The 13,588-nt window shown below is 32.0% G+C and carries 12 protein-coding genes; 8 read left to right on the top strand and 4 right to left on the bottom strand.

What is annotated here, in order from left to right:
* Window positions 1-277: 277 nt before the first annotated feature.
* The 4 genes from DIS06_RS14770 (at window position 278) to DIS06_RS14755 (ending at window position 5,619) form a co-directional block, all read left to right on the top strand.
* Window positions 278-1,441 (top strand): hypothetical protein, encoded by a 1,164-nt coding sequence (locus DIS06_RS14770; protein WP_110114003.1) that lies wholly within the window; start codon window positions 278-280, stop codon window positions 1,439-1,441.
* Window positions 1,442-1,453: 12 nt separating this feature from the next.
* Window positions 1,454-3,208, top strand: a complete 1,755-nt coding sequence (locus DIS06_RS14765; protein ID WP_110114002.1) for a hypothetical protein — start codon at window positions 1,454-1,456, stop codon at window positions 3,206-3,208.
* Window positions 3,204-4,607 (top strand): DNA repair protein RadA, encoded by a 1,404-nt coding sequence (gene radA / locus DIS06_RS14760; protein ID WP_343287505.1) that lies wholly within the window; start codon window positions 3,204-3,206, stop codon window positions 4,605-4,607. The genes DIS06_RS14765 and radA overlap by 5 nt, the downstream gene beginning before the upstream one ends.
* Before the next feature lie 184 nt (window positions 4,608-4,791).
* Window positions 4,792-5,619 (top strand): hypothetical protein, encoded by an 828-nt coding sequence (locus DIS06_RS14755; protein WP_110114000.1) that lies wholly within the window; start codon window positions 4,792-4,794, stop codon window positions 5,617-5,619.
* Between the two features lie 141 nt (window positions 5,620-5,760).
* Here DIS06_RS14755 and DIS06_RS14750 read toward each other — a convergent pair whose 3' ends face one another.
* Window positions 5,761-5,991, bottom strand: coding sequence for a helix-turn-helix domain-containing protein (locus DIS06_RS14750; RefSeq protein ID WP_110113999.1), 231 nt, complete (start codon window positions 5,989-5,991; stop codon window positions 5,761-5,763).
* A gap of 262 nt (window positions 5,992-6,253) precedes the next feature.
* Here DIS06_RS14750 and DIS06_RS14745 point away from each other — a divergent pair, with 262 nt between their 5' ends.
* From DIS06_RS14745 to DIS06_RS14735, 3 genes are all read left to right on the top strand, one after another.
* Entirely contained in the window at window positions 6,254-6,673 is a 420-nt protein-coding gene (locus DIS06_RS14745; protein ID WP_110113998.1) for a hypothetical protein, read from the top strand.
* A gap of 70 nt (window positions 6,674-6,743) precedes the next feature.
* Complete coding sequence (locus DIS06_RS14740; protein WP_110113997.1) at window positions 6,744-7,070, top strand: hypothetical protein; 327 nt, start codon at window positions 6,744-6,746, stop codon at window positions 7,068-7,070.
* 12 nt (window positions 7,071-7,082) lie between these two features.
* Window positions 7,083-7,559 carry a hypothetical protein gene (locus tag DIS06_RS14735; RefSeq protein WP_110113996.1) on the top strand — a complete coding sequence of 159 codons (477 nt, stop codon included), beginning with the start codon at window positions 7,083-7,085 and terminating at the stop codon, window positions 7,557-7,559.
* 396 nt (window positions 7,560-7,955) lie between these two features.
* Here DIS06_RS14735 and DIS06_RS14725 read toward each other — a convergent pair whose 3' ends face one another.
* Together DIS06_RS14725 and DIS06_RS14720 are read right to left on the bottom strand one after the other, a co-directional pair.
* Window positions 7,956-10,070 carry a heavy metal translocating P-type ATPase gene (locus DIS06_RS14725; RefSeq protein ID WP_110113994.1) on the bottom strand — a complete coding sequence of 705 codons (2,115 nt, stop codon included), beginning with the start codon at window positions 10,068-10,070 and terminating at the stop codon, window positions 7,956-7,958.
* Complete coding sequence (locus DIS06_RS14720; RefSeq protein WP_110113993.1) at window positions 10,063-10,431, bottom strand: ArsR/SmtB family transcription factor; 369 nt, start codon at window positions 10,429-10,431, stop codon at window positions 10,063-10,065. Before DIS06_RS14720 ends, DIS06_RS14725 begins: the two co-directional genes overlap by 8 nt.
* 194 nt (window positions 10,432-10,625) lie before the next feature.
* Between DIS06_RS14720 and DIS06_RS14715 the strand changes: the two genes are divergently transcribed.
* A complete protein-coding gene (locus DIS06_RS14715) occupies window positions 10,626-11,261 on the top strand; it encodes a class I SAM-dependent methyltransferase (RefSeq protein ID WP_110113992.1) in 636 nt (211 codons plus the stop codon).
* Window positions 11,262-11,639: 378 nt separating this feature from the next.
* On the opposite strand, the gene DIS06_RS14710 is transcribed toward DIS06_RS14715, so the two are convergent.
* Window positions 11,640-13,574 (bottom strand): AAA family ATPase, encoded by a 1,935-nt coding sequence (locus tag DIS06_RS14710; protein WP_110113991.1) that lies wholly within the window; start codon window positions 13,572-13,574, stop codon window positions 11,640-11,642.
* Window positions 13,575-13,588: the final 14 nt, after the last annotated feature.

The following is a 13,588-nucleotide window of genomic DNA, read 5'->3' as shown; positions in this document are numbered from 1 at the left end:
TCATAATGGGGAATTTCATTTCGTTGAAATTGGGGAAATTTGAATCGTTGTTGACAAACTAATCTTCAATTTTTTAAAACACTGTAAAAAGTTAAAGGTATGTTCATATACAGACGACTATTCTTCAAGTGTTGTAGATAAAAGACAAATAGAAAAAGAAGAAGAGAGAATTTATTCAAAAAAAGAATGGGTAGCAATCTGTACCCAGTTATGTGATATAGATTTTCATTTTGAAAAGGCAATATTAAGCAGAAGATATGCGGAAACATGGCTGTTAATGCTGTTACACCTTTCTTTAGCGTGGAGAAAATCTGATTATAAAAAAATACCTTCGCCTTCTCTTGAAATAATCGAGATTTATGGATTTGAGTGGTTTAATACTAATGAGTTTAGTCTGGAATTAGCACAAAAAGTTATAAATGATGTAAGGATTAAAAGTAAAGAAATTAGAACAGATAAGACAAAAGCAAAAGCGAAGTTCGTAATTGGATTAACTATTCCTACAGCACTTGCATTTGTTGTTTGTGAAATCCACAGAAGAAATTCAAAAGAGAATAGTGACCATCTCTTATCATCTAAATTGCGTTCTCACGATTATAAATTAGTATTGGGCGAAGATTTACCAGCTTTTTCAAGTTTGAAATGTAATCGGACTTTAATGACCTATCAATTTGAAACAGCGGTGAACCAAGAAGGAAAAGCACATATTGCTTATCAACTAAGTTCTTATTCAAGAGCACATAAGGATTACTTGGATAAACCAAATGATATTACGAGTGTCTATTTAGTTACGTCAAATACAGATGTAAGTGCAGACAATATCTCTTTTCACCTATTTGAAAGAGGTTTCTTTGGTTGGCAAATAGGAACGTTATTGAGTGTCATTTCAGATACAGAAAAAATCAGTTTGGGAAACAAAACAAATTTAATTAAACAAGTAAGTGACCAAGTTTCGCCATTGACAGTAGAATCTATCTCAGAGTATGTCAACACACGACATGAAGAAGCGGAGACTTTAATGAAAGAACTTATGGCAATGCCATCGGATAAAATTCGTGAAAAGTTGGAGGAAATAGCTCAATTTCAGTCCCCAGCATTAATTGATTACTCTCAATGTATTAAGGGAGTTAAAAATTGCTCTTATACAACGTCAACAGCTTGTTTAGGATGTAAGTATTTAATTCCGACAAATTATGTATTAGAAGTGGTAAATACTCAGTTATTTGACCTGTTAGAAAGATTAGACACTACTCCTATATCTAATTTGAATAAAAGGATAAAATATACACATATGATAAATCAGTTAATGTTCATTTTAATGGATTTTAGAAGGGCATATAAAAACTTTGATAACAATTATATCAGTAGTTTTATAGATTTAAAGGTGTTGAAGGAGAAGTACCAAAAAATGGAGATGGATAAATTTTTACAGATAACATAGGAGGTGAATTTAGTGGGGCAACTTAGAAATTCAGCAAGAATTGGTTTAAAAGATGAAGGTATTATGGTTCGTGAAATTGTTAAACAAGATAATACCTCAGTTATTTCAAGAAAAAGGTATATTCAATTTGATAAAGAAAATATAGATGAATTTAAAGTGAAGTTTGAAGAATTAAAGTATGAAAAAATTTTAAATGTAACTTGCAATTTTGACCATCATAAATGGCATGGTTTAACAACAGATTGGAATAGTCATTTAGATTTTACTGACTTTGAATACAATCAGACGCTATATAATGCTCTAAAGTGTTATGTTATTACAGAGCTGTATGATAGAAGAATATCACTCCAAGTTATAGGTTTAAGATTATCTGAAATTAAGAAAACAATTAAAATGACAAAATCTTATGATGAAGATTATCTGGATGATTTTGTTCGATATATTGAGAGTAGACCTGAAAAGTCCTTAAATGACTTTAAATATGGAAATACTTCGTTTCTATATTTTTATCCAGTAAATGACTATGAGGAATACTTAGTAGAGTTATCCTATATTCCTGGAAAAAAAGTTATTGGGGAAAATGTAAGAGAATTACCTCCGTATAAAAGCATTGTTTGGTTCGACCACTTGATAAATAATTTTATGTCATCGGCAGATGAAAATTTGAAAAAGAAATACTATCCTATTTATTTATGGTGGAGAATCACAACTGTTATTCCAATGAGACCAAACGAATTTCTAAAATTAAAAAAAGATTGTTGTTATTATAGTCCCAAAGACAATGAATACTTTATAAAAATTCCGAGGACAAAGCAAAGGCCAAATCCATTATCTAAAAGAAGGGTCATACCAGTTATAGATGAATTAAAGACCAACAAAGATATCTACAACTTAATCCATGACTATATTAACTTTACTGATACAGAGGAAGGTGATTATCTTTTTTCTTTAATGAGTTTTGACCATTTGAATAACAAATTTTTTAAAGTAAGAGTCATTAAAGAAAGAGTAACTAAGAAGGACTTTGATAATTTATTGGCAGAGTTCTATAAAGAAATAATTTGCGAAAAATATCAATTTGAGGTATTTGATAATAATGGTGATTTCAATAATCAAGACTTTAATTTTGGTTTAGTTAAGCTAAGACCAGGGGATACAAGACATTTGGCTTTTTGTTCCATGATGTTACAAGGGTTTAATCCTTTAACTATTGCTCAAATTGGGGGCCATGAAACACTATTTTCCCAAAATCATTATTTAGGTCATCTTGCTGAATTTACTGAAGCTCATACCCTTATGCTGTCTAAATATATTAAACAAAATATAAATAGCCAGAATAGTGAAGTGAATAATTTATTCACTTCTGCTGATAAGCGTCAATTAGCATTCAAAAGGTTTACAAATATAAAGCCCCGAAAAATTGATGGAGGTTTATGTTATAGTCAAAACTTTCCTAAAGATTGTGTAGATAAAGACTGCTTATTTTGTAGTCATTTTCAGTTTAATTTTGCTGAGACTAATTATTCCGATATTGAACTATTGAATAATAGTCTTTCGGTAGTAAGAGATGAAATAAAGGTAAAAGTAGGGTTTTTGAAAAGGTATTACGAAGAAATGACAAAAACAAGGAGAAATGAGTTAGACACTCTGCAAATAAATGATATGAATGAAAAGGAACTACAAAGAGAAAGTAAAGCATTAAATATTCTTGTAAATCGGGAAGCTCTATTGTTAGCACATATTGAAAAGTTAAACGAAATAGATTAGGAGGTGCTTTCCAATAAAGAAGAAAGTTGCGTACAAGTGTAATAATTGTGGATTTGAAACTATAAAATGGGCTGGTAAATGTCCAAACTGTGAAAAATGGAATACACTTGAGGAGACTATTGTAGAAGCCAAAAAAAATTCTCTATCAGTTAAAAGCTCACAAATTAATAGAAAGCCAGTGCAAAGATTAGTTGATGTACAGTCGAGTAAAAGCGATAGAATTGTAACTGATATTGGTGAATTTAATAGAGTAATGGGTGGAGGAATTGTAAGAGACTCAATTACAATAGTTACTGCTAAACCAGGGGCAGGAAAATCAACACTTTTGCTTCAGGTAGCTGAAAACGTAGCCTCAAAAGGTCTTAAAGTTCTTTATGCATCAGGTGAAGAGAGTGAGAGCCAAATAAAAAATAGAGCAGATAGAATATTAGGGAAATTGAATTCTAATATTTGGGCAGTTTCAGATACAAGTATGGATAATGTCTTAACTGCTATAAAGGAAGTAGATGCGGATTTAATCATTGTTGACAGTATCCAGACGTTCACATTAGATGAACATTTACCTTCAAGAGCTGGTTCTCCAACTCAAACAATGGAATGTGCTAATGAACTTCTTAGAATTGCCAAAGACAGTGTAAGACCAAGGGCAGTGCTATTAGTCGGGCAAATGAATAAAAATGAAGAAATAGCTGGTCTTAGAGCACTTGAGCACCTTGTTGATGCAGTTTTAATCATTGATGGCGAAAATGGAGAAGAGTTAAGGGGAATAACAGCAAGTAAGAATCGTTTTGGAAGCACAGGAGAGACCTCATTTTTCTCTATGACAGAGGATGGGATGAAACCAATAGAAAACCCTTCTGAATACTTTATGACGCAAAGAGAAGGTAATATGGAGGTTTCAGGCAGTGCCCTGACTGTAGTTCGAGAAGGGACAAGACCAATAATCGTAGAAATCGAAAGTTTAGTAGCTGTGTCCTTTACCCCATATCCTTCAAGAATAAGTGAAAATTTAAAAAGAGAACAATTAAGTACCTTAATTTCTATCCTGGAACAGCGTGGTGGGATAGACTTCTTCAATAAAAATGTTGTTGTAAAATCAACAGGTGGTTTGAAATTAAGGGAACAATCAGCAAATCTTGCAATAATCATGAGTATTGTATCTTCAGCTAAGGATAAAGGAATACCTAACGATACTCTGTTTATTGCAGATATAGGGCTAACAGGCGAGTTGAAAAGAGTACCTTCTCTTGAAGCGAGATTAAAAGAGGCAGATAGAATGGGATTCAAGAGGGCTTTTGTCCCCAAAAAAGCAATTCCAAAACAAATTCATTTTGAAAGTCTTAAGGTTATTCAAATGAATACTTTAAGTGAAGTTATAGATGCAGTTTTTAATAAATAAAACCACAGTAACATCAAAGGATGAAGCCACCCCTATTTTTAAAAAAAGGGGTGGTTTTTGTGAAATAATTGGAAAAACTGTTCCTCGTACCATATTTTCCAAACTAACATATTTTAAATTGCTCTAACTTACAGCATAAATTAAAATAGGTATAAATGCTAAAAATATCCAAGGAGGGGAACTTATGCTTTCAAGTAGATTACTTACCGAAATTTTAACCACTTTTCTTGAACCAAAAACTAACACAAAAATTACTACATACGCATTAAAATATAATTTACAAGATATTGCTATTGGAAATAGCAAATCAGAGAGAATTAATAACATTGTTTATTATTTTCTTAAAAACAAGGAAAATCCAGAAATCTCAGATATATCATTTGAACTAATAAAGGAATTAATAGACAAAGAAGTTTGTTACTTAAAAGAAAGTCAAATGTATGAGGTAGAAATTAAAAGTTTTGAAGATACATACCCTTTAATATTTAAACTTTTGAAACAAGATGGGTTAGCGATTATTGATAATGAGTTAAAATATCATGTGCCTCAAAGTGTTAATATACCTTTATCAAAAGAGGAAATTTTTGTATTATTGGACAAATATAAATTTACTACACCTTTAGGACACCTTCGACAAGCTATGAGTAATCACGAAAATGGAAAATGGGCATCTGCTAATTCACAGCTACGAACTTATGTAGAGAGTTTATTCCATGAAATGGCCGAGAGTATTTATGGGGAAGTACATATAAAGAGTATAAAAAGTGACCATTTAAAAAAAGCTGAATTATCAAAAACCAATCCGCCAATTTTTGATACATCTTTAAATGAATGGGATACAGGTAATAGCACAGGATTTATTAATGGATTTTGGAAGAGACTTCATCCCGAAGGGTCCCATCCAGGTCTATCAGATATTGATGATTCAACCTTTAGACTACATTTGGTTTTGATTGTTACAGCAAATATATTAAAGCGATTTGATGAATACATAAAAACAAAGACCTCGTAACAAGGTCTTTGTTTCTTTGGTATTATGTTGTACTTTTATAAACTAAGCTGTGTCTTTGTATAGAATCTTCTTTTTCTCCCAGGTTATATAAAGTAAAATCTCAAACTTAACCCAACAACACTTTTCCAAAGACATAATAACCTATATTTCTTTTTCCATTCTATGAAAAAGTTCTGAGGTCTTCATTTCTAAGCCTTCAGCTATTCTTACTATATTTATTAAAGAGACGTTCCTTGTACCTCGTTCCACCTCACTAATATAAGTTCTATGAAGGCCTACTATTTCTGCAAATTTCTCCTGAGAAATGTTTTTCAAAAGTCTTTGTTTTTTTACAGCAAGTCCAAATTTGATTTTGATATATTTATCTTCCATAGATACATTTTTAAAAATTGTAGACTATATATCTACAGACTATGAGTGACATTTTGTAAAAAGTTGACTATAATAGACAAGCATTATAAAAATATCTTTTCCTGAAGTAAGAGGTTGATAATATGAATACCTTAATACAGATTATTGTAAATGATATATATTTTAACAAAAAACACTTTATTTCCTTTGGGGAGTGAAGTGTTTTTTGTTATCCTATCTTGCTTGAAGGAATAGGTAAATTATTTTTTACAGGGTGATAAATTTGAAAATAGAAAAATGGGCAATAGGAAAAGAAAATAAAAACACAGCATATTTGTGTATTTCTATGAGTGGAGAAGGAAGAAATTTCAACTCACTTATGAAAAGTATTGAAGCAATGAAAATCCAGAGGAAAATAGGAGAACTTTGTTCTTATTATTCTGATGATGGGAAGTTACAATGGCACAGAAACAGAGTATATATTGATAGGAGACATCAAATCAATATCTTTATGATGAACGGTAATTTGCAGATTGTAATTGGTGAAGTTACCTTAAGTATTCATGGCTTTGAAGCTAAAAGTAAGGTTAAAGAATTTGCAAGATTAACAATAGCAATTACTTTTGAAGCAATAAGTCCTTTGTTGTGTGTTAAACCTTCAGAACTACTTAATTTTATCGTCATTAAAGACATAAGGAAATAACTATGTAACGGATATGAGACTGGATTTCTTATTTTGAACGATGATGTCATTAGAAGAGGGGGAAATCTTTTTGGACAGGATGGATGAATTACTTAATTCATGGCAATTAAATCGTGCCTACAATAAGTTTTGGGAAGACAAAGGTGACTCTATCCAAAGCATATATGAAACAATTGAGAATCAATTTAAAGATATTTTCTTTACTGGTTATGAGACAGGGCACGAAGATGGCTACTTTAGTGGTAAAACAGATGCTAAGGTTAAATTAATGGTTAAATTGGCGGTTCATACAAATTTAGACGATAACACAATACTAAAAGTCCTGGAAAAAGAAAATGAAGCACATTTCATAAATGGACTAAAAGAAATTAGAGAAAAACAGAAGAATGAAGGTTAAGGAGAGTTGAAAATGGAACTTATTCCTCGCAGAGAACCACAAAAAATAACTTATCAACAATACGAAGAAAATACCCCAGAAAAAACAGAAATGTACCAGAACGATATCTTTTTTGACGAAGCAGAAAGAATAAAAATGCTTAATCTCCTTATGACTAATGTTGGAATGGAAACAATGGTTAAAAACTTGTCCAGGGAAACCCAAAGGGAATTGATAGATATTTTGGAAGAGGTAGAAATGGAAAGAAAATGTGTGGAAATGGTTGAACAAGAAGTATTAAAATTTGGTCGTCAAATCAAAACAGACCATGAGTACAAATTTGATAAGCAAAATAACACTTTATATATCTTTTTTCGTGTGTTCGACACTAACTCCATTTGGTCTATTAAATACACTTTTAACAAAGAAAAAGATGAATTTATAGAAGAACAGCGTTTCCAGGCGTTTGCATGTGCGGATACTTTACTTAGATTATTAGAGAGAAAATAAAAAGAACAAATCATGGTATAAAACACCTGTTTTAGCAGTTTAATTGATTACGAAATCATATCGAAATGGGCACGAAAAAAGGTAGTGGATACTAATCTACTACCTTTAGTTTTTTATGACTTCTCTCTCGTATTACTCAACAATTATTATCTATCCCATTCATCTCCGCAATCAGGACATTTCCATTTAACCGTCTGGTCCTTCAAAAGGTCGTATATGCCAATTTTTCTTGTGAAATGAGTCGCTCCATAGGATTCCTGTTGCTCTTTTGGTATTAGTTCCCCTTGTAGATTAGTATTACAGTGTGGGCAATTTTCCATATTATCCTTCATATAAACTACTCCTTAACTGATACGGAATAAGCGACTTTTCTGCAACTATTTTATCCCAAAAACGCTATTCCTTTACTCTTAATAGTCTTAAACTATTTAAGGTAACAATTAATGTTGCACCCATATCTGCAAAGATGGCTAACCATAATGTCAACCAGCCAGGAACAATAAGTACCAAAGCAAGTAACTTAATGCCTAATGAAAACGTAATGTTTTGCTTGATGATTGCCAAGGCTTTTCGACTAAGTTTAATTGTATATGGAAGTTTACTTAAATCATCAGACATTAAAGCAATATCCGCTGTCTCTAATGCAGTATCCGTTCCAGCTCCACCCATTGCTATACCCACTGTTGCAGATGCAAGGGCAGGGGCATCATTTACTCCGTCTCCGACCATTGCTACTTTATCATATTTGTCACGAAGCTGTTTAATATAAGCTAACTTATCTTCTGGTAATAGTTCAGCCTGTATTTCCATAACACCAACTTCTTTACCGATTGCTTTGGCTGTTCCTTCATTATCTCCTGTAAGCATGACAGTCTTTTCAATACCGATTTGATGAAGTTTACGAATTGCCTCTATAGAACTCTCCCTTACTTCATCTGCCACTGCAATAAGAGACATAATTTCTTTAGAAGTTCCTAAGACCATTACTGTTTTTCCTTGTTCTTGCAGATTAGTTATTCGTTGTTTAATATTCTCTTCTACACTATATAATTCCTCGAACAAATTTGGGCTACCGACATAATAAGTTGTTCCATCGACATCTGCTTTTACACCTTTTCCTGTAATCGACTGGAAATTCTCAACATTTACATCTTTGTAAGGTAGATTATCGGCATCGGCTTTTCTGATTATGGCTGAAGCTAACGGATGCTGTGACCCTTTTTCAATTGCAGATGTAATCGTCATTATTTTTTGTTCTTCATCATTGAAAGGGACTATATCTGTAACAGAAGGAAGACCTTTTGTAAGTGTTCCAGTTTTATCAAATGCAATAACTTTTAATGCCCCTGTTTCTTCTAAGTGAATTCCGCCTTTAATCAAAACACCATTTTTTGCTCCATTTCCTATGGCTGTTACAATGGATACTGGTGTTGAAATGACCAACGCACATGGACAACCTACAACAAGAACTGCCAAACCTCTATATATCCACTCTTGCCAATCACCGTTTAAGAGTAGGGGAGGAACTACTGCCAGTAATAGGGCAATAATAATAATTCCTGGTGTATAATACTTTGCAAATTTGTCTACAAACGCCTGGGATGGGGCTTTTTCCGCTTGTGCTTCCTCCACCATATGAATGATTTTAGAAAGAGTGGTATCCTCAACACGTTTCGTGACTTTTACTTCTAATAATCCTTCTTCATTTAACGTACCAGCATATACCTCTTCATTGACTTTTTTTACGACTGGTACAGATTCACCCGTAATGGCCGCTTGATTGATAGTAGATGTTCCTTTAACAACAATCCCATCCATTGCAAGTTTCTGACCTGGTTTTACTATCATTATGTCGTCAATTTGAATGTCATCAACTTGAACCATAATCTCTTTATTTCCTCTGCGAATAAGAGCTTCTTTTGGTGCAATATCCATTAGGGATTGAATAGAATTACGAGCTTTATCCATTGAATATCTTTCTAATGCTTCACTTATTGCAAACAGGATAACTACAGTTGCTCCTTCGCCCCATTCTCCAATAGCTGATGCTCCTAATATGGCTACAGTCATCAAGGTATTCATATCAAACTTTAAACGTATTAGATTTTTAAGTCCTTTGATAAATAGGGAATAGCCACCAATCAAAATAGAAAGTGCATAACCTATAGTCGGAAGAAGGCTTTCCTCACCATATTGTTTTGTCATCAACCAACTAATCAAAAGTAGGAATGCTGAGATATACACTTTTATGTTTTCTTTTTGCTTCCAAAATGGTTTTTGCTTAACGAGTTGTTCTCTTTCATTTCTTATCTTTAAATTTTCAAATGCCCCTGCTTTTTCTAACTCTTCAATAGTTGTATTTCCAATAACTTCAACTTTTGATGCACCAAAATTTACTTTTGCATCTTGAACTCCTTCAAGTGCTTTGACGTTGTTTTCAAATATTGATGCACAATTTGCACAAGTAAAACCTTGTACTCTATACGTTTTCGTTTGTTGTTGTTCAGACATGTGTCTTCACCTCCTGATTATGCTCCAAAGCAATAAGGATTAACTGTTTAATATGGTCATCGTCTAATGAATAAAAAGCCAATTTTCCTTCTTTTCGATGCTTTAATATAGCAAGTTTATGAAGGGTACGAAGATGGTGGGATGCTGTTGCTATAGATGTACCTAAGATATTGGCAATATCACAAACACACAGTTCATCTTCTCGGCAAAGAGCATACGCAATCTTAGTACGATTTTCATCACCAATTACTTTAAATACTTTGGATATATTACTGATATCTGCCTTCTCGATTTCCTCTTGAACTCGATTCACTTTCTCTTCATCGTAACAATAAATTTCACATGTATCCTTTTTACTCACATTCATTTCCCCTTTCTCATTCAAATGTATATTTGAATATATTATAACTCTAACCCTTTTATTATTCAAATGTAAATTTGAATGAAGTGTAAAAAATTAATCTTCTTTTATGAAAATTCCACAAAATAAAGGATTTTATTAGTATCCCAAAGAATACAGATACTCAGTAAAGTTGTTAGGTGAGGAGTCCTAAAATGAATAGCACATGGAATCAAATTATCTATAAGGTATGGTCGCCATTTTATGACCAATTTTTCAATAAAGGAATTTTTTTGAAAGCAAGAAGAGAGGTATTTAAGGATTTAGAATGGGTTCAGGGTGAAAGGGTACTCTTAGTAGGTTGTGGTACAGGTGCAGATTTAGAGTATGTCCCACATAATGATATCGACATAACAGCCATTGATTTTTCCAGTGACATGCTGGATAAAGCAAGAGAAAAGTTTCATCATACAGATATTACATTCATGCAAATGGATGCACAGGATTTAACATTACCCGATGAATCTTTTGACATTGTAATAGCAAGTTTACTTCTTTCTGTTGTCCCAAATCCTCATAAGTGTATGGAAGAGATGATTAGAGTAACGAAACCTAAAGGGAGAATATTGATATTTGATAAATTCGTTCCTGAGAACCAAGAACTATCTCTTTTCAAAAGGGGAATAAGACCGCTTATCTCCTTGTTGGGTACAGATATTGGATTGAGATTTGAACAAGTGGCTAACCCATTTTCTAAGCAATTATCCATACAAACGGATTCACCTATTATGCTAAATGGTATGTACAGAAAGATTATTGGAATTAAGACCCAGTATAATGAAGTTAATTAGGAAGTTCGATTACTTTTCTTTCAAATAAAAAGAAAGAGCAGGATACTCCTGCTCTTCTCATTATCACTAAATCTAATGACGAGGGCCCCAAAGCATGATGGAATCCCCGATTAATAACTTTCTTATCGATGTTTTCAAGGGGGAATTGCCTTATTATGCTGTAGTACATTCACAGGATTGGCAATTAGATTAACTAATGCTCAGAATTAATGATAAATAAACGCAAAGCACCAATAGAACATAATCAATCTTATGTTTCAGACGTTTTTTATCAAAGCCATTATCACACGAGATAGAAAGAATAATAAACACTCCAATAATTTCAGTAATTCCTACAAGAATAAATATAATTATCCTATTATTTATTCAATAATTGACTTATTTACCTACTATAGAGTCAATTATTTCGCCTAAATGACTTATCACTTCATTCATTTTAGAACTAACAAGAACTGAATAATCTAATTGGTTGATAAAGTATCCTATCGGGTCACTTTGATTATTCCAATCATCTATAAGTCTTTTTCTTAATTCCTTGAATTTAACATCTGCACTATAGTATTTATCTAAAATAAGCTCGATAATCTCTTCTGGCTTATCTAAATTAGAGAACATTATTTTAGGCTTATAGTTACTCCTAAAGGTTTTCTTATTTATAATTCCTTTTCCTTGCCTTAGACTACATAATACCTCTTCATATTTTTGAAAATATGTATCATGTAAAAGAGAGGATTCCTTTTCGTTAAACCCAAATACATGTTCCAATAATATAGGAGCTAAAAAATAGGATTCTATTGCATATTCTGATAAGATTTTAAACTGTTCTTCATTTATATTCAGACCATTTGCTTTTCCTTTTTCCATTAAATCCTTTTTTCTGTCTTCGATATACTCTCCATCCGAATCAGTAATTACCCAATAAGGAGCTTTCACAGCATCCTTATGCAATATTTGAGCGTTAGCGTAAAAACTCATTTTATCAAAGCCATCAGTCTGAATCATATCAATGTACTTTTCAGTAAAGTCCGTCTCCAAACCTTTTTGTTTTGCAATTTTATTGATAAGGAGACTAAACAATCGAGCATCATCTTTACCCTCTACAAATATAACAGCCTGTTTGTTTAATATATCGGATATTTGCACACCTAACTCTTGTATGATATTTTCTACTGACGCTTCTACCAATAAAGTGACTCCCTTATCCTTATTAACGCAATGTATGTTTCCTTTATCAATTTTACTTATTATTATTGGCGAATGAGTGGTTAAAATGATTTGATTTTTTTCACTGATTTTTAGCAATGTACCAATCATTTTTCTTTGTAATGAGGGGTGCAAATATACTTCGGGCTCTTCTATCAATAATATAAAGTCGTCATCTTTCTTAAGTTTTATATAAGTCTGTAAAATGGACAATATCATCATACTTTGTAAACCAGTTCCGCAAGAGAGAATATCAATCTCTCTACCTGGTACATCCTTATCCTCTAAAACTGTCTTATATTTAAAATCAAATTTAAAAGAGTTATCAATCTTAACTTTTACAGATAAAGAATCAGTATTTATAGCATTTTGAAAATTCTTCGTTAAATCTTGCGATAGGTATTTACATTTTTCTTCTTCTTTTTTGGATATCAGGGTCTTTATTTCTCCATATGATAGCTTACCATCTATTTTAGGCATTTCTATGTAATCCTCAGAATCATTTTCACTTTGAAGTAAAGATATTAGTTCTTTTAAATTGGATTTTGTACCTGCTGTGGTTTCTTTGTCTGGTGTTCTTATTGCAGAAATGACTTTAATGGGTGGTAAAAATTTGAATAAATCAGTTTTAGCGATGTTAGTATTTTCATTTATCCTATAAGTTGCTTTTCCTTTTTTTGAATATGAAAAAGTGACTGTAATTGTGCATTTATTCGGGTAATCTACATTATACTTTTCATTTACTTCATTGAATTTCTTATCTCTATCACTCTTTAATTTTTCTAATTGTTTCATTGCAAACTCATTATCTTCAATTCGTTCTTTTATTTTTAAATTTGTTTTTGCTACCATTATTTTATATCCAAAGCATCTTTCAATATCGTAATCAGTAATGTCATCAAAGATAATTTTAACTTCAATGTCTTCATCAGTTCCTAAATGGAAGTTATCTGCCTCGACAGCCTTTTCTCCATAAAAGCATTGAATAGCATCTAAAATTGTTGATTTCCCAAAGTTATTTTTTCCAACGATTGCTGTCAATGAGTCTATATGAATCCTTAAATAATCAACTGATTTATAATTCTTTATTTCTAAATAGCTCAGCTTCATTTAAAACACTCCTT

It is taken from the genome of Bacillus sp. CGMCC 1.16541 (genome assembly GCF_003184905.1).
GTDB lineage: Bacteria > Bacillota > Bacilli > Bacillales > Bacillaceae_H > Priestia.
The sequence above is the reverse complement of the archived record's forward strand: the minus strand, read 5'-3'. Positions and strand labels throughout refer to the sequence as shown.

Bases quoted from the DNA above. Each gene is read 5' to 3' on its own strand.
- DIS06_RS14735 (WP_110113996.1), top strand. From the start codon at position 7,083: ATGGAACTTATTCCTCGCAGAGAACCACAAAAAATAACTTATCAACAA.
- DIS06_RS14750 (WP_110113999.1), bottom strand. From the start codon at position 5,991: ATGGAAGATAAATATATCAAAATCAAATTTGGACTTGCTGTAAAAAAA.
- DIS06_RS14770 (WP_110114003.1), top strand. From the start codon at position 278: ATGCTGTTACACCTTTCTTTAGCGTGGAGAAAATCTGATTATAAAAAA.
- DIS06_RS14710 (WP_110113991.1), bottom strand. From the start codon at position 13,574: ATGAAGCTGAGCTATTTAGAAATAAAGAATTATAAATCAGTTGATTAT.
- DIS06_RS14725 (WP_110113994.1), bottom strand. From the start codon at position 10,070: ATGTCTGAACAACAACAAACGAAAACGTATAGAGTACAAGGTTTTACT.
- DIS06_RS14715 (WP_110113992.1), top strand. From the start codon at position 10,626: ATGAATAGCACATGGAATCAAATTATCTATAAGGTATGGTCGCCATTT.
- DIS06_RS14755 (WP_110114000.1), top strand. From the start codon at position 4,792: ATGCTTTCAAGTAGATTACTTACCGAAATTTTAACCACTTTTCTTGAA.